Genomic DNA, 25,378 nt, shown 5'->3' on the forward strand with positions numbered 1-25,378 from the left:
GTCTGTTCCTCCCCCTTTCTGTCACTTATTCCATTTGTATCCAATCCCCCAGACAGTCGAAATATACTGAACATCAGGTGTCACAGCTGCAAATTTTGCCCTGATATTTTTAATCCGCTCGATCACAGTTGAACTGTCTCCCTCAGAATCGTATCCCCATACTTTTTCATAGATCTGCTCTCTGGAGAAAACCTGCCCTGCATGGAGTGCGAGCAATTCTGCAATGTCATATTCCCTCCTTGTCAGGGGAATATCCTGCCCGCCGATTCTGACCGCGCGCTCCCGCATATCCAGAGCCAGTGTTCCAAAGTACAGCTTCGGGCGCTTATGTTCTGTATTGAGGTACTGAGAACGCTTTTCACGGCGCAGATTGGCTTCTATCCTGGCGATCAGCTCCCTCAGCCCAAAGGGCTTCACGATATAATCATCGCCTCCAAGAGTGAGCCCCCTGATCTTGTCTGCCTCCGACTGTTTCGCACTCAGAAAAATAATCGGACAGACTACATCGTCCCGTATCGCACGGCAGACCTCAAATCCATCCGCTCCCGGCATCATAATGTCAAGTATGATCAGATCGGGCTGTTTCTTCGCCTGTTCCATGCCCTGCTTGCCATCGTACGCTGTCAGCACCTCATGCCCCCTTTCCTTCAGTTTTTTCTCCAATAATACGACGATATCCCTCTCATCATCGATGATCAATATCCTGCTCAATCTGTACCGCCTCCCATACTATGCTCTCCCTTCCCACTTCCGAAACCATATCATTCCGCCGGTCAAAAATACAGCAGTTCCTATAACCACTGCCGCAAGCCCGGTCATCATCTGCCTGACTGTATCCTCAAAAACAAGATCCGTCCGGCTGAGTAAATAAACGGCGGGAAACATAGACAGCTTCACAGGCCACGCCCAGGGAACAAGGATCCAGATCTTATCTCCAAGGCTCGTAGCCCCAATCAGCGCACCCATCAGAAGTCCTCCCATGCCGGTTCCTATTGACGCCCCTATCCCCCACAAAAGACTGATCCACAGGTGAATGGCCAGAATGGGGAGCGAACCGATCACAGCAAAAAGTGCTGCCATCATAAACACAGCATAATACCCGTTCCCTGGTGCCGCAAGATTCATGCCTGCACAGAGAATGACCGTTGAGATAAACGTACAGGACATCAGACAAAAAATCAACAGAAAAAATTTTCCCAGATACACGCTGTCCCGTGATACCTCCGAGTTCAGAAAACCGTGAAAGTCGCCGGCGAGTTCCTCTTCATGTATGATAAAACCGGCAAGCAGCCCTGCCCCTAACGGTATGATGACCGCCGTCCACACAGTAAAAAATCCTTCATAGATAAAATCAGCCGTTACACCCGCTCTGCCCGGAATATAAGCGACGATACAAAGTGCAGTGACCACCGGCATAAAGAATGTAATCCATCGGACTGCTGTCCGTTTTGTCTTTAACCATTCTGATGATAATATTCTTATCATTTGACTTCCCTCCTGTTAAACCAGATACCCGTAATGACTGTGACCAAAAGAAACGTACTCACAGACAGGATCATTCCCACCGGAATCACAGAAGAATCCAGAAGAGGGCTTCCGGGTTCCAGTACAATTCCGTTCGGATGCACGCCTATGATCGGGCACATCAGCCTTGTCGCCCAGCTCCACGGAACAGCCGCCCAGTATGATTTCGGCGCTGCAAGAACACCCGCAAACATACCTGCAACCGCTATTCCCATGCTCAAGAATACCCCTTTCCATGTCGCCGCCCATAACTGAACGGGAATCAGTACAAGTGATGACAGCCAGCAGACCATGCTCCCGGCAAGTATCTGAAAGATGGGGATCCTCCCTGAAGAGGTGATTAGTCCGCAGATAACAACAGCAGCACTTAAGACAAGGGTTGACAGCAGACTGTAAACCGCCATTCCGGCCACCTTACAGAACCAGATCTTCACCGGCGGTATATGATGAGAGAGCAGCGCATGGTAGTTTCCGGACTTTCTTTCCTGCGCTGCCACTAACACGGCAAATACCCCCATGCCCAGCGGTAAGAATATGAATGGCCACCAGTTGAAAACAAGATCGAGAATACCCTCCCACGAGTTAAAAAAAGCCGGCAGCAATAATCGGATGACCAGCGAATACAATACAAAAAACAGGGGAATAAAGACAATCAGCTTTCTGGTGAATGTCCTTTTGTATTTCAGAAGCTCGGATGTTAAACCGTTCATTTTATTTTACCCCCTTTATGATCACGTCTGTAAAAAACTCTTCCAGATTCTCATCGGATGCCGGTATCCCCTGATATAAGAGTTTTCCCCCATTGATAATCCCGATCTCATCAACTACCTGCGCCACTTCCGACAGTATATGGCTTGAGAGGATTACGGTAATCCCATGCCCCGGGAAGGAAGCAATCAGTTCGCGCAGCTGCAGAATCCCAAAAGGATCAAGTCCGTTAGTCGGTTCATCCAGGATCAATAATCTGGGATCACTCAGCAAGGCTGCGGCAATCCCAAGACGCTGCTTCATTCCCATGGAAAACTGCGAGACTCTCTTTTTTCCGGTATCTTTTAAGTCAACTGTTTCCAGTACTTCATCGATCTTTTCACGCGGAATTCCCAAAAGCCTGGTATGAACCAAAAGATTTTCTTCTGCTGTCAGATTGCCATATAACGCAGGCGCTTCGATTAAAGAACCGATTTGGGCAAGGTCTTCCCGCCTCCAGGGCTTTCCGTCAAAAAAGATCTGTCCCTCCGTCGGACGGCAAAGTCCTACAAGCATCTTCAGTGTCGTCGATTTTCCTGCTCCATTGGGACCGAGCAGTCCGTAGACACTGTTTCGTTCAATTTTGAGCGAAAGACCCGCAACCGCCGCCTGCTGCCCGTATCTCTTAGTCAGGTTTTTTGTTTCCAGAATCAGATTCTTCATATCCATTTTCCTTTCCAGTAATTATCTCCATACTATTACAGGAAAGATCGTAGCATATAAAAATAACGTTTTGATAACATTCGTTCTCTTAAAAATAAAAAAGGCATTTTCGGATTCATAATTTTATCCGAAAATGCCTGAAGTATTGGGTACCCCTACAGGTAATTTACCGCCAGAATAGCGGCTCCCAGCACAGTGAGTACAACTCCCGTTACCCTGTTTAAAACCGCGGGCGCTGCCTTGTTCGCAAACCTGGCGGCAATTCTCGCCCATAGCAGTGTGCTCAGCACACAGAATACCAGGCTCTTCATATCCGGCGCTCCGCCGATGGCAAAATGACTTGCTGCTCCGGTAAATGCTGTGAATGTCATGATAAATACACTGGTTCCCACAGCCGTCTTCAGCTCGTATCCCAGGACGCTGGTCAGAAGCAGAAGCATCATCATTCCGCCTCCTGCCCCTACAAAACCGCAGATAAATCCCACGACAGCACCGCATAGCACGGACTGGATAAAGCGCTTTTTCTTATCCGTCTGTTCCATGCTGCTTCTGGTAGTCATGACTGGCCGTACGATGAATTTGATTCCCAGCAAAAGTGTCATAACCGTCGAAAAACCTCCCATCGCCGTACTCGGCACAAGGCTTGAGGCGTAGCTTCCGACCAGTGTAAAGCAAAGTACGGATGCCATCATCACAAGACCATTTCTGATATCCAGGTTTTTATGTTTTCCGTAAGTGTATGCTGATACAGCGCTGGCACAGACATCGCTTGCCAGTGCTACTCCGACCGCCAGATACGGCTCCATTCCCAGGAATGTGATCAGCATGGGACTGATGACCGCCGCAGCACTCATGCCGGCAAATCCGGTTCCGAGACCTGCACCGATGCCGGCGATAAAGCAAATTATAAACTGATACACGGCTGTTATCCTCTCTTCTGTTCAAATTTTTCTAATAGTTTCCCGACATTTTCATCGATACGTCCCATAAAAGAGCACAGCATATTATACTCTTCCTCCGTAAACCCACACATCATCTCTGCGAATACAGTTTCCTGACAGGCAGCCAGTTCTGTGATCTGTGCATGAACTTCGGGCAGCAGATACAGCCTGTGGACCTTCCGGCTCTCCGAATCCGGCTTCGATACCAGATATACCTTTTTCCGCAGGGACTCCACCGCATTTGAAACATTAGACTTTGCAAATCCCCGCTTCTCTACGATATCCCTTGCCGTATTGCAGTCGGGGTTGTTATGCAGAAACAGCAGAATATCGATTTCAAGCTGATTCAGACCATATTTGCATGCCAGCGGCTGAAAAGCCAGGAAATACATTCGTTTAAAACGATTGGCATACGTGATAATATTCCACTTCATTGCTATCAGCTCCCTTGGTTATATTTATAACTGTTATAATTATATCATTGTTTGTCGTCTGTGTCAATCCAAAGGAAAGAGACCCATATGCCCGGTCAGAGATATGATACTGGCAATACCTGAATATGACAGGATAATACTTCCGCACGAACTTGTCCATCGCTGTCTCATCGCCGCTCTTCATCTGCCGGATCAGAAGAAAATCTTTGTCCATGCCGTCACTCCCCCTTGTTAATTTCGAAAACGTTTTCTACTATGACTAACTGTAACACGGACAAAAAGGATAGTCCAATTTTGTCTTTTATCAGATTTTCCAACAGAAAAACCCCGGAACCCTTACGGTTCCGGGGCAGTCTGCCATCCCTCATCAATACACTACGTCATAGAGAATCACCTCTTCCGGTCCAGCGAACATTGCCGCAAACTGGGGAATGATTCGTTTGAAATGTTCTGTTTCATTATGAATATTAATTGCTTCCTGATCCTTCCAGATCTCCAAGAACATATGAATTCTCTTATCTTCCCTGTCCTGAACACTGCAATAACTTACATTGCCTTCTTCTGCACAGGACTTCTCAACAAGTTCTTTTACTAATTCGTGATATTTGCCGATCATTTCTTCTTTGATCATCTGTTTTGCTGTGATTGCAATCATGTTTATACCCTCTTTCACTCTTCTTGAAGTTGATGTAATGATTTGTTCATCTGAACTCGTGTTTCACGGTATTCCCTTGGTGATATGCCAATAATATTTACAAACTGATGCGTGAACCTGCTCAGATAATTGTAACCAACCATATTGGCAATCTCTGATATACTGTTATCTGTATCCGTCAGTAAAGTCTGTGCTATGCCGATTCGCTGCCGCGTTCTGTAAGCAATCGGTGATACACCCATCTCTTTGGTAAATAATCTTGAGGCGTGATACATATTCACATTGAATTTTTCAGTCAGATCATTTAATAAAAAGTTTTCATGGTAATGCTTATCAATATATTTTCTCATGGCAGAAACCAACTGTGACCGAGAATAGGTACCGGAAGTATTCATCTCTTCTTTCCCCTCCTCACACAAAATATCAATAATCCTCAAAAATGTGCCCACAAACATTTTGGTCAGCTGTGCGACGTCTGACTGGCCGGATGAAATACTCTCTTCCAACATCTCAAATCCATGGAGCAGATACTCAAAATATCTGCCGCTCCTGATAACATAGCCTGTGGATTCATTTAAAACTTTTCCCGGCGTTCTTCCCTTCATATGCAGGTTCTTTACCCCGCATAAGTGAAATTTTAATACCATACCTTCCTCATTTTTGTCACAGTGAAGAACATCTTTATTGTATACAATAACATCTCCTGTTTCGATCTGATATTCTTTATTGCCAATTACACTTGTTCCTTTTCCTGAATATACAAGCGCGATTTCTGTTATATCATTGTGACAATGAAATGCTCTTACATCTTTTTCTGAAGCAATCTCGGTTCTGGTAATATATGTAACATCAAAATTCCCTTTTTCGGTTTTAACAGACCACCCGGAATGATCCTCCGCCGGAACTTTATATGAATACCTCATAGCAGCCTCCAATCACGAACCTGTTCACCCTCAAAATCATATTACCATGATATCACTTAAAATACCATTCGTTAATATTATAAACAAAAGTATTCCATTTCACATTTTCAAGACTTTTACTGCAAAGGACATAATTATCACCCTGCTGATACGGAAAATAAGATAGCCATTCTTCCGGGAATCGTGTCTGATATTCTTCCCATAGTGCAAGTCTTGCCTCATCATCTGCTGTCGTTGTAATCTCATTCAGCATATCCATCATTTCAGCAGTAATCGGACTATCATCATGGTGACACTTATTACCAATATTATTAATGATAGTAGCCGCAACCCCCCCTGGCGCCGGAGAACCACCATTTCTTCTTACAAATAGATCATACTGTTCGGATTCATTTACCAAAGTATCCCCCATGACAGTACCGTCAAGAAGTTTAATGTTAAGGGTGATACCTACTTCTTTCAACATATTTGCAATCTGTTCTGCCGCACCTTTTCTTAATGGATCATTACTGTCAGCCAGAATTGTCAATTCCAGATTTTCTGCTCCGGCCTCTTTCAGAAGTTCTTTTGCTTTTTCCGGATCATAGCTTAATGGATAGTCTTCTTCTGTCCAATAATACACGGCTTCCGCAACTTCCGGAACAACACAAAGGGGAACATGGCCTGCACCGTCAAACGTGCCGGCAATCAATGCATCTCTGTCAATTGCCATGCAAATTGCCTGCCTCACTTTAATATCTGCAACATGACTGCTGTGCATATTAAATCCTAAAAATGCCTGCAGCTGCTGCATCTGAGAATAGACTCTGAAATCACTTTCCGGGTCATTTTCAATATCCATGGCGTCCGTATATTCTGCATCAAAGATAACATCAATTCCTCCTGTCTGCAGTTCCATCAGTGCTACCGATGCTTCTGAAATCACTCGGAATGTTACATGATCAATAATGGCTTCTTCGCCCCAGTACTCCTCATTTTTTTCCAGTACGACACTATCGTTTGTCGTCCACGATACAATCCTGTATGGTCCTGTTCCCACACACCCTTTCATATAAAGATCCGGATTATCTTTATTTGCCTCGGTATAGCTCTTACAGTAGATGCCTACAAACTGAAGATCGTCTTCCCATGTGATATTGAAATCATTCATCGGAACATGAACCGTCAGGTCATCCACTTTTTCTGTTCCTGCGAAGTCAATCCATGGATATACGGTTGCAATGCTGCTGTCTGCCGCTAATGTCGCATAAGAATATACTACATCGTCTGCCGTCATTTTTTCTCCATTATGGAAATAAACATCATCCCTCAGGTGAAACGTGACACCCATACCGTCTTCGTCTGCCTGCCAGCTCTCTGCGAGCAAAGGATCAACCTGACTTTTATCTGTATAGTTTTCCTGTGTCAGCGCTTCCACCACCATACGCTGTACCGGTTCCTGTGTATTCTGGTTTGCATATTCCCCCGTGAAACAATGATCGGGATCTCTCATCAGCCGTATCACTATACTATCTTTTGCGGTTCCGCCATCCTCTGTACTCCCTGACGATGTTTCACTGTTTTGGGTGCCCCCTTCTTTTCCCTGAAAAACTCCTCCACATCCGGACAGTGCCATTGACAGTGTCAAAATCCCCGCTGTTGCTGCGATCAATCGTTTTTTCATTTGAAGACCTCCTTCTCTTTCGCTTTTACATTATATATTGTTTATTTCATTACAAAAATGGCATCTGACGAAATGATCGTTTCCAATTTCTGTAAGCCTTGGGGTTTGTTCTCTGCATATCTCCTGTGCATATTTACAGCGTGCTGCAAACCTGCATCCGGGTTTCGGATTAATCGGTGACGTCAATTCTCCTTTCAATGTTTCCGGTTCCTGTTTCACATGAAGATTCGCCTCCAAAATTGATGCTAACAACGCTTTCGTATACGGATGCAGCCTTTGATCGAACAGCTCATCTTTCGGCGCCATTTCCACCACTTCCCCAAGATACATCACCATAATTTTGTCTGAAATATATCTGACCACCGAAAGATCATGCGTGATAAATACGTAAGTAAGTCCCATCTTACTGCGCAAATCCAGAAGCAGATTCAATACCTGTGCCTGAATTGAAACATCAAGTGCTGACACCGGTTCATCACAGACAATGAACTTCGGATTCAAAGCCAGAGCTCTTGCAATACCAACTCGCTGTCTTCTTCCGCCATCCAATTCATGAGGATAAGAATTTGTCAGCCTTTCTGCCAGACCAACCAGCTCCATCAGCTGTTTGACCTTTTCATCAATTTTATCTTTCGACAGTTCTTTTGCAATAAGCAGTGGTTCTGCTATGATCTGCGATACTGTCATTCTTGGATTCAAAGAGGAAAAAGGATCCTGAAAAATCATCTGCATCTGCTTTCTTACTTCCGTCAGTCCTTTTTTATCAACAACCGTGATATCTTTTCCTTCAAAATAAATCTTTCCCTCGGTGCTTTCCAGCAAATGCAGCAGAACACGTCCCAGCGTCGACTTCCCACATCCGGATTCGCCTACAACCCCTAATGTCTGTCCTTTCTGAATCGAAAAGCTGACATTATCAACTGCATGAAGCTGTCCGCGTGATGTTGAAAAATATTTTTTCAGGTTTTCTGCTTTAAGCAACGGCTCCATCACATTTCCCCCTTCCCCTCTGCGCGGAAACATCTCACATAGTGACCTTTTGAAACCTCGTATAACGCAGGTACTTCTTTTTTACAACGTTCTGTACAGTATTCGCAGCGCGGATGAAATTTACATCCCTCCGGGAGATTTGTCGGATCCGGCATCAGTCCTTTAATGGGTTTCAGCCTTGTATTAGTGCCGTTTGCTGCGGGCAGCGAGTCAAACAACCCCTGCGTATACGGATGGCCTGTTTCATCAAAAATGTGCTCAACATTTCCATATTCCTGCATTTGTCCGGCATAGATTACGCCCACCTTGTCACACATCGCCGCCACAACTCCGAGATCGTGCGTGATCAAAAGCATTGAGGAACCTGTTGTCTGCTTTAATTCATTCATCATTTTCAGAACCTGAGCCTGAATGGTTACATCCAGCGCAGTTGTAGGCTCATCTGCAATTAAAAGTTCCGGAGAACACGCAAGTGCCATCGCGATTACAATTCTTTGTCTCATACCGCCGGAAAATTGATGCGGAAAGTCATGATAGCGTTCCATCGGGATTCCTACCTTTTCCATCATCTCCCCCGCTAACTGATGCGATTCTTTTTTCGTCACGCCCTGATGCAGATAGATCACTTCTGCAATCTGATCCCCTACTTTATCAATTGGGTTAAGCGCAGTCATTGGATCCTGGAATATCATGGAGATTTCTTTTCCTCTGACTTTTCTCATTTTACTCCTGTTCAGTTCCAGAAGATTTTTCCCGTTAAAAATAATCTCGCCTTTTTTTATCTGTCCCGGCGGTTTTGGGATCAGATTGAGAATACTCATGGCAATCGTTGTTTTACCAGCCCCCGTTTCACCTACCAGCCCAAATGTTTCGCCTTTATGAATCTTAAAATCCACCCCATTGATCGCACAGCATGTGCCAATCTCTTTTGATGAATACAACACTTCAAGATCTTTTACCTGAAGCAATGGCTGTTCTTTTTTTATTTCGCCCATTTCTCTGACACCTCCTTTAATCCTTCAACCGCGGATCAAGCGCATCTCGCAGACCATCACCAAATAAGTTCAAAGACAGAACAACCAAAGCGATGGAAAGGCCAGGCCATACACATAGCATCGGATATTTCAAAATGTACGTTCTGGCTGACGATAACATAGATCCCCACTCCGGAGTCGGCGGTACAATTCCCAATCCCAGGAAACTTAACGCAGCCGCATTTGTAATCGCGCTTGCAATCTGAAGTGTCAGTTGCACAATTACGGGGGACAAAACATTCAGAAATACATGTTTAAAGATAATTCTGAGATCGCTGGCGTCTACTGATTTTGCCGCCTCTATATATTCCTCAGATTTCACCGCCAGAATCGGTCCTCTGATTGTTCTCGCAAATGTCGGTATTGCTGATATTCCTACTGCAAGCATACAGCTTTTGATCCCCGTCCCCATAACAGCAGCCAGCGCAATTGCCAGTACCAGATTTGGCACAGCCATAAAAACATCCAGGATTCGCATGATCACATTATCGATTTTCCCGCCGTAATATCCTGCGAGCGCCCCGAGGACAGTTCCGATCACCGCTGCAATTCCAGTAGCCCCAAAGCCAACCACCAGGGTGAGTCTTCCGCCATATAAAATTCTGCTGAAGATATCTCTGCCAAGATTGTCTGTTCCAAACCAATGCTCCGCTCCCGGTCCCATAAATTTCGACATAACATCCTGCTCATCATAGCCAAAAGGTGCGAAGACATCTGCCAGCAGACAAACCAGGGTAATAATCACCAAGATAATCAGTCCTATCATAGCCGTCTTATTTCTTAAAAGTCTTCTCCACACAATCGCTGCATTACTATTTCTGCGCGGAGATCTTTTTTTCCTATCTGTCGCTTTGTTCATCGATTTATACCTCCGCTTTTCTCTGCTTCATGTGTCTTTTTCCTCTGCCCTCGTTCATGTACTGTGCTTTAATTCTTGGATCCAGATAAGCATACAGAATATCGACCAGCAGATTCACAATACTGTATGTGAACGCAAGCAAAAGTACACTTCCTCGAATCTGTGGGTAATCACGGGAGTTAATTGCGGTAACCATCAGAATTCCCAATGCAGGAATTGTAAAAATCTGTTCCTGAACCAGAGAACCGCCTAGCATAAATCCAAAGTGCTGTCCGCTGCTTGTCACAATCGGAATCAATGCATTTCTTAACACATGATGATAAGTAATTTTGCGTTCACTTTGCCCTTTTGCTCTTGCTGTTGTTACATAATCCTGCCGCTGACATTCGAGCATGCAGGAGCGGGTCATTCTCATCTGCATAGCAATTGCATATAAAGACATAGATAAAATTGGAAGCACTGCATATTCCAAACCATACCAGCCAGAAACCGGAAGCAATTTTAATTTCACAGCTAATAACAAGATCAACATCAAAGAAAGCCAAAATCCCGGAATAGAGACACCAATCATTCCGCCAACGCGTGCCACTGCATCAATCCATGAATTTCGATGGTTTGCCGAGAGAATTCCCAAAAGCATTCCGATGATCATTGATATCACAGTAACTGGAAATGCTAAAAAAATTGTAATTGGAAATGCTTCAACCAAACTTTCTGCAACGGGTTTTCCTGTGATATAGGAATTACCAAAGTCAAATCGAGTTATAATTCCCCACATATACTGTGCATATTGAACAAAAAACGGTTCTTCCAGACCATGATCCACACGCCATTGCAGCAGTTCTTCTTTCGTTGCGGAGTCACCAAGAGCAACCGTCGCCGGATCCCCCGGTGCAATGTACAACAGAAAAAAGATAAGTAAGCTGACCCCAATCAAAACCGGTATCATCGCTAAAAGTCTTTTTATAATATACCGTACCATGTAAACCCCTCCATCCTGAACATGCTTATCCAAATATTTTCTTAAACATATCTACAGATTGTGTCCATCCTTCCTGTTCAGCTTTTCCTTCCGGTATTACCTGATTTTCAAAAGTTACAACCCCTTCATAGTTATTTTTTTTCAGCAATCCGGCTATTGCTTCTGTATACTGAGCCATTTCCCCATATCCGAGAGGGCAATACGTGATTGCCGCTAACGGTTTATTGATCCTGATGTCTTTAATATGTACATCCACAATGTAATCTGCCGCGCTTTCATATGCCTGCACCGGATCTTCCATACTGTAAAGACAATTCGCAGGATCCCATAAAATCTTCAATCTTGAACATCCAAGCGCCTCAATTGCTTTTTTTGCCAGTGCAGCTGTATGGATGTATGAACCGGTTCCGGTCTCCATCACCATATCGATTCCCGCATCCTCTGCAATCTGACAGCATGGGTCTAATAATTTCAAGAATTTCGTCCAGCTCTTATTATATCCGGAAAGATATTTATCAGCGCCCCCATCACCGAACACAACATTATGTTTTGCAAACGGTTGAATCCTGGTTATATTTGTTCCAAAATACCGTGCCAGTTCAATCGATTTTTTCAACAGTCGTATCTGTTCCTGATAGGCTTCATCCTCAATCTCCGTATCCATGACCGACATTCCGTTCAGTACATGCTTCATGATACAGGCAACTTTGATATCATACTGATCAAGCAGCTTTTTCATCTCTTTATTTTCTTCTTCTGTATGATGGCAAATCTCAGTATCCCAGATAAACTGGAGTTCTGCATAGGAAATACCATCATTCTTCATAATTTTAAGTGCAGTTTCAAAACTCTGTGATATTCCGTTCGTAATAGCTCCTAATTTCATCTTTTACTCCTGTCCAAATATTCTCTTAAATTCTCCCACCTGTTCCCGATACCCATCAAATAATGTTTTACCATCCGGCCGATACATCTGTTCAAGCGAAACCACACCTTCATATCCATCTTTTCTCAATGCATCCGCGATATCTTCCCAATACACAGCCATATCGCCCTGACCAATCGGCCGGCTCCAGACCATCGCTTTTTCCGGACTGAAACTGATATCTTTGATATGAACATGTCCCAATACATCACGAATCTCTTCATATGCATCCGGAAACGGTACATCTCCATTACAAATTGTATTTCCAGGATCCCAAAGCACTTTCAGATGACTGCTTCCCAAATCTCTGATCATACGTCTGGCAAGATATCCGGAAAACGCCATGGCATTCACCGCCGTCTCCATTAAAAGCGTAACCTTGTAATCCTCTGCAGCCTGAACAATCGGTTCAAACAGTTTCAGAAAGTGTGCCCAGGCTTTATTATCACCAGCCATCTCGGAATCAGCTCCATGGTAGCCCCATATGTTTGTAATCTTACTAAAACTCATAGTTCTGACCTTATCGACGCCAAGATATTTTGCCGTCTTAATGGCCCGCAGCAGTCTGGCATATTGAGCCTGATAGGCTTCACTGTCAACCTCTGTCTGCATCACAGGCAGTCCCATAAATAAATGTCTGGAAACGGCGGCAATATTCATATTATTTTTTTTTGTCAATTCCAGAATTGATTTCAGTTCCTCTTCTGTATGATCCCCAATTTCTTTGTCCCACACGCTTTGAAGTTCTGCATACTGAAGTCCGTCCTGCCTCATAATCTGCAGTGCCTTTCCATAATCCAAACTAATTCCATCCGTTATTACGCCTAATTTCATGTTATCCCTCACATTTCTCTACGGTTTAAGTACGATCTTAATTTCTTTTGTCTCCGGCGAGCAGAGAGACTCAAATGCATCTTCTGCTTTCTCCAACGGAAGAACTGAAGTGATCATTTTTTTTACATCGATTTTTTTGTTAGCCAGTAATTCCATTGCCTCTTTCATCTCATCCAGATATTGATAGCTTCCATACATCTTGAATTCATTGGCAACAAACTTTTTAATGGGAAAATGAATCTCACTTGCCGCCATACCAATGACAATAATTTTTCCATCGTTTCTCACAATTTGGGCTGCTTGTGTGATTGTCTTTTCATTTCCGACACAGTCAAATACAACATCAAATTTTTCTTCCGGCAGCGCATCCGCCTTTAAATTAATCGCACGGCCGGCTCCGCATTCTAATGACGCCTGTAAGCGCCGATCGATCAGATCCATACAAACAATCTCTTCAGCCTGAAAATTGCAGATGCATTGAATCGCCATCAAGCCGATTGGACCTGCTCCAATTACAGCAACTTTTTGATTTTTCAGATTGCCTGCACGTTTGACTCCATGGAGCGATACTCCCATCGGCTCGAGCATTGCCGCTTCTTCAAATGTGATACTGTCCAACAATGGAATCACATTCTTTTCCCGCACACAGATATATTCTGCCATCGCCCCCGGCACATTAACTTTGCCTACACTTGTGCCCGGAACTGTTTTTTTATCACACAGGTTATAATTAGCTTTTATGCAATTTTCACATTCCCCACAATACAATGTCGGATTGACTGTCACGCGCACTCCCTTTTTCAGCTTTTTAACCTTTTCACCACAGCAGTCAATTTCTCCGGAAAATTCATGCCCCATAATAAGCGGCGCAACTCTCAGACTGTTGACTCCTTTATAACCATTTAAGTCCGAACCGCAGATCGCAACTGCTTTGACCTTAATTCTTACCTCATCTTCTTTTGGTTCCGGGATAGGAATCTCAATAAACCGCAGCTCTTTTGCACCTTCATATTGTAATGCCTTCACTTATTTTTCACCGCCTTCTTCTAATTCTTTCAGAATTTCTGCCACTTCCATTGCTCCAAAATCCGAACTGCTAAGGACAGGAATCCCCAGACTTTCAGACATATGATCCGTCAAAGGAGCCATCGAAGCCTGTGTCATCACCACTGCGTCAAATTCCCCTGTATACTTTTTTAACTCATCTATTGCGATAGCGGAAGCTTCCGGCCCCGGTTTTCCCTGCATTTCATCAATGATGATATAGGTAACAGATGCCCCGCTTCCCATCTCCTGCAGGCTCTTTTCCATTAAATGTTTATTTGGTTCCATGATTGTCCGGCAAGCAGCCACAAGTGCAATCCGTTTATACTTCATTACTGCGTATTCCATCATTCGCTCATCGATTCTGACAATCGGAACATTCATCTTCTCGAAAATCGGCTGAGCCGCTTTGGCAATATCTCCCATCGTGGAACATACTGATAGAATAACATCTGCCCCCTCTGTCACGGAATCCACAAAGGCCGTTAGCAATCCGCGGACCACATCCCTTGTCGGATATCCAGCTTCTAATGTTTCGGATATCAGACTCGGATTTGCATGAACAATCAACTCATAGTCAACCTCCGTCAAGTTCTCCCGCAATGCATTGTCAATGATAGAATATAACGATGCATCAAATCCAGTAAATACCGCTGCAATTTTTTTCATTTCCATATCTCCTCCATTTCTTAAAGTTTGCTTTCAAAAAATTTTTATAATTTTCCAAATAATACCATATATATTTTTTATTATTTGATTTATTTTACATTTAGAGTATATCACTATCATTTGCACCACTCTTCTTGTTTTTTGACTGTTTTTTCATTCATTTTGTTGTTTTTGGATCTTTGCTTTTTTATGATATCAATTTTCCATAAATTTACCCGAAATTACGTCAATAATCATCATGTAGATATAGACAGAAAAAAGGCACTTCCCGAAGAAGTGCCTTTCTATCCATATATTTTCCGTTATATTTACCAGCAGGTATACCCCCCGACAATTTTAACCGGAGTTACCAGAGATATGGATGTGGCAAAGGATATCGAAATCTTTGGACCGGTATTTCCGGTGATTGGTTATCTTTTTTTACTCAACAGAAAAACCCCGGAAACCTTACGGTTCCGGGGCATCTTACGTTTGGACACAGTGTACCTTGCGGTACTCTATACTATCTAATATTAAGGCAGTTCTTTTCGCTTTGCTCAAAGAACGGCTTTCTCACTAAATTCGCACTTCGCTGACGCTCGCACTCATTAAGTGTTCAATGCCTACTCGATGATTGTAGCAACACGGCCTGATCCAACAGTACGTCCACCCTCACGGATAGCGAATGTAAGACCCTGATCCATAGCGATCGGGTGAATCAGTTCGATTGTCATTTCTACGTTATCACCAGGCATGCACATTTCTGTGCCTTCCGGCAGAGAGATAACTCCAGTTACATCAGTTGTACGGAAGTAGAACTGAGGTCTGTAGTTGTTGAAGAATGGAGTATGACGTCCACCTTCATCTTTTGTCAGAACGTAAACCTGTGCTGTAAATTTTGTATGGCATTTGATTGAACCTGGTTTTGCAAGAACCTGTCCTCTTTCGATTTCAGTTCTCTGAACACCACGGAGAAGAGCACCGATGTTGTCACCAGCCTGAGCTTCATCAAGCAGTTTACGGAACATTTCGATTCCGGTTACAACAACTTTACGTGTTTCTTCTTTGATACCAACGATTTCAACTTCTTCAGATACGTGAAGAACACCAGCTTCAACTCTACCAGTTGCAACTGTACCACGGCCTGTGATAGAGAATACGTCCTCTACAGGCATGATGAACGGTTTGTCTGTGTCACGCTGAGGATCCGGAATCCAGCTGTCAACTGCAGCCATCAGTTCCATTACCTTGTCGCCCCATTCTCCGTTCGGATCTTCAAGAGCTTTCAGAGCAGAACCCTGGATGATCGGTGTGTCATCGCCCGGGAATTCATACTCGCTGAGCAGTTCACGGATCTCCATGTCTACCAGTTCCAGAAGTTCTTCGTCGTCTACCATGTCACATTTGTTCATGAATACAACGATATAAGGAACACCTACCTGACGGGACAGAAGGATATGCTCTTTTGTCTGAGCCATAACACCATCTGTAGCAGCTACTACAAGGATAGCGCCATCCATCTGAGCAGCACCAGTGATCATGTTCTTTACATAGTCAGCATGGCCTGGGCAGTCAACGTGTGCATAATGACGGTTTTCTGTCTCATATTCAACATGAGCTGTAGAGATAGTGATACCACGCTCTCTCTCTTCCGGAGCTTTATCGATATTCTCGAAATCAGTTGCTGTGTTACCAGCTACTCTTGCAGCAAGAGTCTTTGTGATAGCAGCTGTCAGAGTTGTTTTACCATGGTCAACGTGTCCGATGGTACCAATGTTACAATGCGGTTTTGTTCTTTCAAATTTAGCTTTAGCCATTTTGAATGTCCTCCTTATAAAACATGCGCCCTGTGGGCCTTTTCTTTTTTTCGTTTCAAACGAGACCTACTATTCTTGATTATATTGCAAATCAGGAATATTTGCAAGTCAAATTTAACTATTTACTTTTCGCAGAAAGTACTTTTTCCTGAACGGATTTCGGTACCGGCTCGTATCTGTCAAAGAACATGGAGTAGTTACCGCGCCCCTGTGTCCTGGAACGAAGGTCTGTGGAATATCCGAACATCTCCGCCAGCGGAACGAATCCGCGGATCATCTTTCCGCCTCCGATATCATCCATACCCTCGATACGTCCACGGCGTGAGTTGATATCACCGATAACATCTCCCATGTAATCCTCCGGAGTCGTTACTTCCACTCTCATGATCGGCTCAAGCAGAGTCGGTGCAGATTTTGACATCGCATCTTTGAATGCCAGAGAACCTGCAATGTGGAATGCCATCTCGGATGAATCGACTTCATGGTAGGAACCGTCGTATACATTTGCGTGTACGCCGACTACCGGGAATCCGCCAAGGATACCGGCCTTCATAGCTTCTTCGATACCTTCGCCTACAGCAGGGATATATTCCTTCGGAATAGCGCCGCCGACAACGGTGCTTTCAAACTTGAATGTCTCTTCTGCGTTTGCATCCATCGGCTCAAATTTAACTTTACAGTGACCGTACTGTCCACGACCACCGGACTGTTTCGCATATTTGCTGTCAACATCTACAGCTTTTGTAAATGTCTCTTTGTAAGCAACCTGCGGAGCGCCTACGTTAGCTTCTACTTTGAATTCACGCAGAAGTCTGTCAACGATGATCTCCAGATGGAGCTCACCCATACCTGCGATGATCGTCTGCCCCGTTTCCTGATTGGTATGAGCGCGGAATGTCGGGTCTTCTTCAGCAAGTTTTGCCAGAGATTCGCCGAGTTTACCCTGTCCTGCCTTCGTCTTAGGCTCAATCGCCAGCTCGATAACAGGTTCCGGGAATTCCATAGACTCAAGGATAACCGGGTGCTGTTCATCACAGATCGTATCACCTGTGGTCGTCACTTTAAATCCGATTGCAGCTGCAATGTCGCCGGAATAAACTTTGTCAAGTTCTTCCCTCTTGTTCGCATGCATCTGCAGGATACGTCCAACACGTTCCTTCTTATCTTTTGTTGAGTTATATATATAGGAACCGGAATTGATGCTTCCTGAGTAAACTCTGAAGTATGCCAGTTTACCTACGAACGGGTCTGTCATAATTTTGAATGCCAGGGCTGAGAACGGTTCCTCATCAGAAGAATGTCTCTCAGTCTCATTTCCATCCATATCCACACCTTTGATAGCCGGAATATCGAGCGGAGACGGCATAAATTCGATAACTGCATCCAGAAGTTTCTGAACGCCTTTATTTCTGTAAGCAGTACCGCAGCACACAGGAACTGCTGCACATTCGCAGGTGCCTTTTCTCAGTGCTGCTTTCAGCGCGTCTACAGAAGGTTCATCACCTTCCAGATATTCCATCATCAGATCATCATCCAGCTCGCAGATCTTCTCTACCAGCTCTGTATGGTACAGCTCTGCATCATCCTTCATATCTTCCGGAATATCTACGATGGAGATATCATCACCTTTATCATCATTGTAAATATAGGCTTTCATCTCAAACAGATCGATGAGTCCCTTGAAATCATCTTCTTTACCGATCGGCAGCTGAAGGCAGATCGCATTCTTGCCCAATCTGGTTTTGATCTGTTCTACTGCATTGTAGAAGTCTGCACCCAGAATATCCATTTTGTTGATAAATGCCATTCTAGGTACGTTGTATGTGTCAGCCTGACGCCATACGTTTTCTGACTGAGGCTCAACACCACCCTTTGCACAGAACACACCAACAGCGCCGTCCAGTACACGGAGTGAACGCTCAACCTCTACTGTAAAGTCTACGTGGCCTGGCGTATCAATGATATTGATACGATGTTCCAGAGCACCCGGCTTTTCCTTGCAGTTTTCCTGCAGAGTCCAGTGACAGGTTGTAGCGGCTGAAGTAATTGTGATACCACGCTCCTGCTCCTGAGCCATCCAGTCCATGGTAGCAGTTCCTTCGTGGGTATCTCCAATTTTATAGTTAACACCGGTATAATATAAAATACGCTCAGTTGTTGTTGTCTTACCAGCATCAATATGAGCCATAATACCAATGTTTCTGGTTCTCTCTAATGGATATTCTCTTCCAGCCATTGGATTTCCTCCTAGAATCTGTAATGAGCAAATGCTTTATTAGCTTCTGCCATCTTATGCATGTCTTCTTTCTTCTTCACGGATGCTCCGGTATTGTTCATTGCATCCATAAGCTCATTTGCCAGTCTTTCTTCCATTGTCTTCTCGCCTCTCTTGCGTGAATACAATGTCAGCCAGCGAAGAGCCAGTGCCTGACGTCTGTCCGGTCTTACTTCGATCGGTACCTGGTACGTAGCACCACCGATACGTCTAGCCTTTACTTCCAGTACAGGCATGATATTATTCATTGCTTCTTCAAATACTTCCAGTGCCGGTTTCCCAGCTTTTTCTTCAATTCTTGTAAATGCGCCGTATACAATCTTCTGAGCTACGCCCTTCTTACCATCTAACATAATGTTGTTGATAAGTTTGGTAACTACCTTGTTGTTGTACAGCGGATCTGCCAAGACGTCTCTTTTTTGAGTATGTCCTTTACGTGGCACGTTACTTCCCTCCTTAATCACTACGGCCTGCCGTATTTGCGGCGGGCTGATTGACTTCGATTAAATCATAGGTACTCACATGATATCCGACTGCAGTTACGTTCCGATATCTACTATGTGTTCGCACTGGTAAATTCCATCTATTTCCCCGCAGCCGGCAGGGCTTAGGAATGACCGTACAAAATATAGTGTCCTTGTGATACTGTAGATTATCTCTTCGATTTACTTCTTAGGTCTCTTAGCTCCATATTTGGAACGAGCCTGTCTTCTGTTAGCAACACCTGCTGTATCAAGTGTACCTCTGACGATATGATATCTGGTACCTGGTAAGTCTTTTACTCTACCACCACGAATCAGAACTACACTATGCTCCTGTAAGTTGTGACCTTCTCCAGGGATATAGCTTGTTACTTCAATTCCGTTGGAAAGACGTACTCTGGCGATTTTTCTGAGCGCTGAGTTAGGCTTCTTTGGTGTAGCTGTTTTTACAGCTGTACACACACCTCTCTTCTGCGGCGAGGACATATCGCTTGTCTTTTTCTTCAGAGAGTTAAAACTTTTCTGAAGTGCCGGTGCAGTAGACTTCTTTACAGATGTCTGACGACCTTTTCTTACTAACTGATTAAATGTTGGCATTCCATTTCACCTCCTGTAGATTCCTCCGCATTCTGCGGGTTTTCTGCGGCTGCTTTATTGACGTAATAAGGCGCACGAAAACAACTGCATTTTCATGCACGCTTGAATATTATATCCCGCAGTTCAACTGATGTCAAGGAAAATCGGAAAAAACTGCGTAAAATCGGTTACTATTCACAGCTGATATGGATATATAGGCAGACTCGTCATGCTTGCATGTAAGAGGATGACTGTACATCAATATCAAGCCTGCGAAGCAGGAACTCCACCCACATAAGCAGTCTTAGCTCCGTAAGGAGCGAGACTGGAGCCTCAAAGAAGCGACGAATGCGCATGTGGGTGGTGGACTGTGAATAGTAACTAAAATCGGGGGTAAAAATTAGCCGTTTAGACTGTCAACTGAAATATTCGCCGATTCCGTCGGCAATTCCGCTTACCATCTTCGTCTGCATGACCGGATCTGCCATTGCCGCATCGTCTGAAGGGTTTGACATATAGCCCATCTCCACGATCGTCACAGGCATGGTGCTCCAGTTAATCCCGCTCATCTCATCCGTGATGTAGACCCCCTGACTCGCAAATCCTGTGGAAGCCGTATAAGCGTCTATAATATTTTGTGACAGCAGCTGACTTTTTGAAATCAAGTCCGAAGACAGGAACGGATTCCCTTCCGAAGGTGCCATCGTCAGCGCCCCGCTGACAGAGCTGTTCTCCGATCCATTCGCGTGGATTCTCACCAGGATGTCCCCTCCGTGCTCCGTTGCAAATTCCGCCCGCTCTTTATTGCTGATATTGACGTCGTGGGTCTCCCTGGTCATATAAACAGTATACCCACGATTTACCAGTTCATCCCGCAGTTTCAGAGAAACCGTCAGATTCAACTGGTATTCATCCAGGCCCGAAACACAGCCGGAGGTTCCGGACGTCACACGTGCTTTCGTAGATGACGCACCCGGTCCGATGGGTTCCTGTGTACTGTCGCCGCTTCCCTGATGACCCGGATCAATGATGACCGTTTTCCCGGCAGATGACGCTGCAGTCCCCTCTGTCTCTGGCAGCACGGTTCCATCCCCCGCTGCTTCCGGGCGTTCCGTGGAAATCACCTCATTTGATACATAGTAGATTTTCCCGCCTTCTTTGATCCGGCTCCATTCAGCCGAAACCCCTGTCCGCACGAACAGCCGGCTCATAGGGGCGGTCGCCAGTATCTCCGCGTCTGTGGACGGTTCCCCGCGCAGATTCGCGGTCTGAACCGTCACAAATACCTGGTCATCCGTCTCCTCAAATACGACCTGATTGGTCAGTTCCCCCTCTCCGGTTTCCACTGTCGGCTCCGGAGTCATGATCTCTTCCGTATTGTCTGATCCCTCTTCACTTTTCTCCTGGAGCGCTTCCTCCACTGCCTCTTTCGCTTTCTGCTCTTTTTGCGCAGACTTTTTCATAATCAGAAACGAAAAAACAGCAAGTACAGCAGCAAGAATCCCCACACATACCATCAAAATAATGATTAACTTTTTGTTTTTCATATGAAATATATCTCCTCCGGCAGCCCTTCAAAAGCGACAAAGGAGCCCAGCCCGGTGTTTCCACCTACCTTTGGACTCCTTTATCTGTTTAGACAAAACTACCTGTTATTCTTCAGCATCTGACTCTGATACCTCGATAAATTCTTCATCAGATTCATCCGTCTCCATATCCATGGAGCCATCGTCCAGATCATCCGGAAGCTCCTCTATATCAAACGCAAAATCTTCATCCAGATCGACTTCATCATCGACTATCAGATCTGTATCCAGCTTGATATTACTGTATCTCTTCATGCCTGTACCGGCAGGGATCAGCTTACCGATGATAACATTTTCTTTCAGGCCGATCAGATTATCTGCCTTGCCTTTGATTGCCGCCTCCGTGAGCACTTTTGTCGTCTCCTGGAAAGAGGCTGCGGACAGGAAGGAGTTCGTCGCAAGAGATGCTTTCGTAATACCCAGCATCACCTGTTTCCCTTCTGCCGGTTCTTTGCCGTCGGCAATCATCTGTTCGTTCAGTTCTTCAAATTCCAGAACATCCGCGAGTGTACCGGGAAGGAGTTCGGTATCTCCATTGTTCTCCACACGGATCTTTTTCAGCATCTGTCTTACGATAACTTCTATATGCTTGTCATTGATCTCAACACCCTGCAGCCGGTAAACTCTCTGTACTTCACGGATCATGTAATCCTGAACCGCACGTACCCCTTTGATCTTCAGGATATCATGTGGATTGACACTACCTTCTGTCAGCTCGTCTCCGGCCTCAAGCAATGCGCCGTCCTGGACCTTGATCCTGGAACCGTATGGAATCAGATATGTCTTGGAAACGCCTTCTTCGTTATCAGTAACGATGATCTCACGCTTCTTCTTCGTATCTTTAATTGCAGCATAACCCTTGATCTCTGTGATAATCGCAAGACCCTTCGGCTTTCTTGCCTCAAAAAGCTCCTCGACACGCGGAAGACCCTGTGTGATATCACCGCCGGCAACACCGCCGGTGTGGAACGTACGCATCGTCAGCTGTGTACCCGGCTCACCGATAGACTGTGCTGCGATAATACCTACGGACTCACCTACCTGAACGGTCTCACCTGTTGCCATGTTGGCACCGTAACATTTTGCACATACACCGATATGTGACTTACAGCTTAAGATTGTACGGATCTTAATCTTGTCAAATGGCTTTCCATTTTCGTCGACGCCATCATTCATAATACGGGCAGCGCGTTTCGGCGTAATCATATGGTTTGCCTTAACGATCACATTGCCCTCTTTATCTTTGATCGTCTCACACGAGAAACGTCCTGTGATACGTTCCTGAAGACTCTCGATCTCTTCCTTGCCATCCATGAATCCCTTCACGTACATGCCCGGAATTTCACCTTTGCCTTCACAGCAGTCGACCTCACGGATAATCAGATCCTGGGAGACATCGACAAGACGTCTCGTCAGGTAACCGGAGTCGGCCGTACGCAGTGCGGTATCGGACAGACCTTTACGTGCACCGTGCGCAGACATGAAATATTCCAGTACGTCCAGACCTTCACGGAAGTTTGATTTGATCGGCAGCTCAATCGTATGACCGGTTGTATCAGCCATCAGGCCGCGCATGCCGGCAAGCTGTTTGATCTGCTTGTCAGAACCACGGGCACCTGAGTCCGCCATCATGAAAATATTGTTGTATTTATCCAGACCGCCAAGCAGGGCTTTGGTCAGCGTATCATCTGTTTCTTTCCATGTCTCAACGACTTCTTTGTAACGCTCTTCTTCCGTGATCAGACCACGTTTGAAGTTTCTTGTGATCTTATCAACAGTATCCTGTGCGTTCTGGATCAGTTCAGGTTTCTCAGCCGGTACCGTCATATCAGAAATAGATACCGTCATGGCAGCTCTCGTGGAATACTTGTATCCCATTGCCTTGATATCATCCAGAACCTCTGCAGTTTTCGTAGCGCCGTGTGTATTGATAACCTTTTCCAGAATCTGCTTCAGACCCTTCTTTCCAACATGGAAATCTACTTCCAGAAGAAGTTCATTGCCCGGAATGCTCCGGTCAACGAATCCAAGATCCTGCGGAAGAATCTCATTAAACAGGAAACGCCCCAGTGTAGACTCTACGTTGTCATGGATCGTCTCGCCGTTCGGCAGAGTCTTTTCACAGCGCACCTTAATAACAGACTGCAGCGTGATTGCTCCGTTTTCATACGCAAGGATCGCCTCATTGACATTCTTGAAGGATTTTCCTTCACCTTTGACACCCGGTCTCTCCTGCGTCAGATAGTAGATACCGAGGACCATATCCTGTGAAGGAACAGCCACCGGGCCGCCGTCTGACGGTTTCAGAAGGTTATTCGGAGACAGCAGAAGGAAACGGCACTCTGCCTGCGCTTCCACGGAAAGCGGAAGATGCACCGCCATCTGGTCTCCGTCGAAGTCGGCATTGAACGCAGTACATACGAGCGGATGAAGCTTGATCGCTTTACCCTCGACCAGTATCGGCTCAAATGCCTGAATGCCAAGCCGGTGAAGCGTAGGAGCACGGTTCAGCATAACCGGATGTTCTTTGATAACCTCTTCCAGCACATCCCAGACTTCAGTCTGGAGCTTTTCCACCATCTTCTTTGCATTTTTAATATTGTGAGCCGTACCGTTAGCAACCAGTTCCTTCATAACGAACGGTTTGAACAGCTCGATCGCCATTTCTTTCGGCAGACCGCACTGAAAGATCTTCAGCTCCGGTCCTACGACGATAACGGAACGTCCGGAATAGTCAACACGTTTTCCGAGCAGGTTCTGACGGAAACGTCCGGACTTGCCTTTCAGCATATCAGAAAGAGATTTCAGCGCACGGTTACCCGGACCTGTCACAGGGCGGCCGCGGCGGCCGTTATCGATCAGCGCATCCACTGCTTCCTGCAGCATTCTCTTCTCATTTCTGACGATGATGTCCGGAGCTCCAAGCTCCAGCAAACGTTTCAGTCGGTTATTTCTGTTAATGATTCTTCTGTACAGGTCATTTAAGTCGGAAGTCGCAAAACGTCCGCCGTCCAGCTGAACCATCGGGCGCAGATCCGGAGGGATAACCGGAACCACATCCATGATCATCCATTCCGGATGATTTCCGGATTCCCGGAATGCCTCAATTACTTCCAGCCTTTTGATAATACGGGCACGCTTCTGACCTGTGGATTCCTTCAAACCCGCTTTCAGTTCTTTGGATTCCTTTTCAAGGTCAATCGACTGCAGCAGTTCTTTGATGGACTCCGCGCCCATGCCTGCGCGGAAGGTATTTCCGTAAGTTTCACGGGCTTCCTGAAATTCTTTCTCAGTGAGCACCTGCTTATACATCAGTTCAGATGTCCCTTTATCCAGGACAATATAGTTTGCAAAATACAGTACTTTCTCCAGTGTTCTCGGAGACAGGTCCAGGATCAGCCCCATACGGGACGGGATCCCCTTGAAGTACCAGATATGAGATACCGGCGCAGCCAGTTCAATGTGTCCCATACGTTCTCTTCGAACGCTGGCCTTTGTCACCTCGACGCCGCAGCGGTCACAGACAACGCCTTTGTAACGGATTTTTTTATATTTACCGCAGTGACATTCCCAGTCTTTGCTCGGTCCGAAGATACGTTCGCAGAACAAACCGTCTTTTTCCGGTTTTAAAGTCCTGTAGTTGATGGTCTCCGGCTTTTTCACTTCACCGCGGGACCATTCACGAATCTTCTCCGGAGATGCCAGCCCGATTTTGATGGCATCAAAAGTCATCGGTTGGTATGATTCTTTATTTGTTGTTTCTGCCATTTGGTTAC

The 25,378-nt window shown here is 45.3% G+C and carries 24 protein-coding genes; all 24 read right to left on the reverse strand.

Going from position 1 to position 25,378, the window contains the following annotated elements; genetic code table 11:
- Positions 1 to 21 precede the first annotated feature (21 nt).
- Positions 22 to 711, reverse strand: a complete 690-nt coding sequence (locus NQ502_RS08415) for a response regulator transcription factor (RefSeq protein WP_028529564.1) — start codon at positions 709 to 711, stop codon at positions 22 to 24.
- 18 nt (positions 712 to 729) lie between these two features.
- Positions 730 to 1,485, reverse strand: a complete 756-nt coding sequence (locus tag NQ502_RS08420; protein ID WP_028529565.1) for a lantibiotic immunity ABC transporter MutG family permease subunit — start codon at positions 1,483 to 1,485, stop codon at positions 730 to 732.
- Positions 1,482 to 2,234, reverse strand: a complete 753-nt coding sequence (locus NQ502_RS08425; RefSeq protein WP_028529566.1) for a lantibiotic immunity ABC transporter MutE/EpiE family permease subunit — start codon at positions 2,232 to 2,234, stop codon at positions 1,482 to 1,484. Before NQ502_RS08425 ends, NQ502_RS08420 begins: the two co-directional genes overlap by 4 nt.
- Before the next feature lies 1 nt (position 2,235).
- Complete coding sequence (locus NQ502_RS08430) at positions 2,236 to 2,934, reverse strand: lantibiotic protection ABC transporter ATP-binding protein (protein ID WP_028529567.1); 699 nt, start codon at positions 2,932 to 2,934, stop codon at positions 2,236 to 2,238.
- 155 nt (positions 2,935 to 3,089) lie between these two features.
- Positions 3,090 to 3,863 carry a sulfite exporter TauE/SafE family protein gene (locus NQ502_RS08435; protein ID WP_407691160.1) on the reverse strand — a complete coding sequence of 258 codons (774 nt, stop codon included), beginning with the start codon at positions 3,861 to 3,863 and terminating at the stop codon, positions 3,090 to 3,092.
- Positions 3,860 to 4,309, reverse strand: a complete 450-nt coding sequence (locus tag NQ502_RS08440) for a MarR family winged helix-turn-helix transcriptional regulator (RefSeq protein WP_028529569.1) — start codon at positions 4,307 to 4,309, stop codon at positions 3,860 to 3,862. Before NQ502_RS08440 ends, NQ502_RS08435 begins: the two co-directional genes overlap by 4 nt.
- Positions 4,272 to 4,523, reverse strand: coding sequence for an RNA polymerase sigma factor (locus tag NQ502_RS08445; RefSeq protein ID WP_028529570.1), 252 nt, complete (start codon positions 4,521 to 4,523; stop codon positions 4,272 to 4,274). Before NQ502_RS08445 ends, NQ502_RS08440 begins: the two co-directional genes overlap by 38 nt.
- A 153-nt stretch (positions 4,524 to 4,676) precedes the next feature.
- Positions 4,677 to 4,964: a putative quinol monooxygenase gene (locus tag NQ502_RS08450; RefSeq protein WP_028529571.1), complete on the reverse strand. Its 288-nt coding sequence runs from the start codon at positions 4,962 to 4,964 to the stop codon at positions 4,677 to 4,679.
- Positions 4,965 to 4,978: 14 nt separating this feature from the next.
- Positions 4,979 to 5,887, reverse strand: coding sequence for an AraC family transcriptional regulator (locus tag NQ502_RS08455; protein WP_028529572.1), 909 nt, complete (start codon positions 5,885 to 5,887; stop codon positions 4,979 to 4,981).
- A 52-nt stretch (positions 5,888 to 5,939) separates the two neighbouring features.
- Positions 5,940 to 7,550 carry an ABC transporter substrate-binding protein gene (locus tag NQ502_RS08460; RefSeq protein WP_028529573.1) on the reverse strand — a complete coding sequence of 537 codons (1,611 nt, stop codon included), beginning with the start codon at positions 7,548 to 7,550 and terminating at the stop codon, positions 5,940 to 5,942.
- Positions 7,551 to 7,580: 30 nt separating this feature from the next.
- On the reverse strand, positions 7,581 to 8,540 hold the full coding sequence (locus NQ502_RS08465; protein WP_044983471.1) for an ABC transporter ATP-binding protein: 960 nt from the start codon (positions 8,538 to 8,540) through the stop codon (positions 7,581 to 7,583).
- Positions 8,540 to 9,535 (reverse strand): ABC transporter ATP-binding protein, encoded by a 996-nt coding sequence (locus NQ502_RS08470; protein WP_028529575.1) that lies wholly within the window; start codon positions 9,533 to 9,535, stop codon positions 8,540 to 8,542. Before NQ502_RS08470 ends, NQ502_RS08465 begins: the two co-directional genes overlap by 1 nt.
- 16 nt (positions 9,536 to 9,551) lie before the next feature.
- Positions 9,552 to 10,433 carry an ABC transporter permease gene (locus tag NQ502_RS08475; RefSeq protein WP_028529576.1) on the reverse strand — a complete coding sequence of 294 codons (882 nt, stop codon included), beginning with the start codon at positions 10,431 to 10,433 and terminating at the stop codon, positions 9,552 to 9,554.
- 4 nt (positions 10,434 to 10,437) lie between these two features.
- Positions 10,438 to 11,415 (reverse strand): ABC transporter permease, encoded by a 978-nt coding sequence (locus NQ502_RS08480; RefSeq protein WP_028529577.1) that lies wholly within the window; start codon positions 11,413 to 11,415, stop codon positions 10,438 to 10,440.
- 25 nt (positions 11,416 to 11,440) lie between these two features.
- Positions 11,441 to 12,301: a sugar phosphate isomerase/epimerase family protein gene (locus tag NQ502_RS08485; RefSeq protein ID WP_028529578.1), complete on the reverse strand. Its 861-nt coding sequence runs from the start codon at positions 12,299 to 12,301 to the stop codon at positions 11,441 to 11,443.
- 3 nt (positions 12,302 to 12,304) lie between these two features.
- Entirely contained in the window at positions 12,305 to 13,174 is an 870-nt protein-coding gene (locus tag NQ502_RS08490) for a sugar phosphate isomerase/epimerase family protein (RefSeq protein WP_049898338.1), read from the reverse strand.
- An 18-nt stretch (positions 13,175 to 13,192) separates the two neighbouring features.
- Complete coding sequence (locus NQ502_RS08495; RefSeq protein ID WP_028529580.1) at positions 13,193 to 14,200, reverse strand: zinc-dependent alcohol dehydrogenase; 1,008 nt, start codon at positions 14,198 to 14,200, stop codon at positions 13,193 to 13,195.
- Positions 14,201 to 14,887: an aspartate/glutamate racemase family protein gene (locus NQ502_RS08500; RefSeq protein WP_028529581.1), complete on the reverse strand. Its 687-nt coding sequence runs from the start codon at positions 14,885 to 14,887 to the stop codon at positions 14,201 to 14,203.
- 602 nt (positions 14,888 to 15,489) lie between these two features.
- Positions 15,490 to 16,683: an elongation factor Tu gene (tuf, locus tag NQ502_RS08505; RefSeq protein ID WP_028529583.1), complete on the reverse strand. Its 1,194-nt coding sequence runs from the start codon at positions 16,681 to 16,683 to the stop codon at positions 15,490 to 15,492.
- 118 nt (positions 16,684 to 16,801) lie between these two features.
- A complete protein-coding gene (gene fusA, locus NQ502_RS08510; protein ID WP_028529584.1) occupies positions 16,802 to 18,919 on the reverse strand; it encodes an elongation factor G in 2,118 nt (705 codons plus the stop codon).
- An 11-nt stretch (positions 18,920 to 18,930) separates the two neighbouring features.
- Positions 18,931 to 19,401: a 30S ribosomal protein S7 gene (rpsG, locus tag NQ502_RS08515; protein ID WP_028529585.1), complete on the reverse strand. Its 471-nt coding sequence runs from the start codon at positions 19,399 to 19,401 to the stop codon at positions 18,931 to 18,933.
- A gap of 222 nt (positions 19,402 to 19,623) precedes the next feature.
- On the reverse strand, positions 19,624 to 20,037 hold the full coding sequence (rpsL, locus tag NQ502_RS08520) for a 30S ribosomal protein S12 (protein WP_028529586.1): 414 nt from the start codon (positions 20,035 to 20,037) through the stop codon (positions 19,624 to 19,626).
- 395 nt (positions 20,038 to 20,432) lie between these two features.
- Positions 20,433 to 21,563 carry an N-acetylmuramoyl-L-alanine amidase gene (locus NQ502_RS08525; RefSeq protein ID WP_049898340.1) on the reverse strand — a complete coding sequence of 377 codons (1,131 nt, stop codon included), beginning with the start codon at positions 21,561 to 21,563 and terminating at the stop codon, positions 20,433 to 20,435.
- A gap of 105 nt (positions 21,564 to 21,668) precedes the next feature.
- The gene (rpoC, locus tag NQ502_RS08530; protein ID WP_028529587.1) at positions 21,669 to 25,370 is read right to left on the reverse strand and encodes a DNA-directed RNA polymerase subunit beta'; all 3,702 of its coding nucleotides are present in this window, start codon (positions 25,368 to 25,370) and stop codon (positions 21,669 to 21,671) included.
- Between the last annotated feature and the right edge of the window lie 8 nt (positions 25,371 to 25,378).

Origin of the sequence: Ruminococcus gauvreauii, assembly GCF_025151995.1 — a bacterium.
GTDB classification, from domain to species: domain Bacteria; phylum Bacillota; class Clostridia; order Lachnospirales; family Lachnospiraceae; genus Ruminococcus_G; species Ruminococcus_G gauvreauii.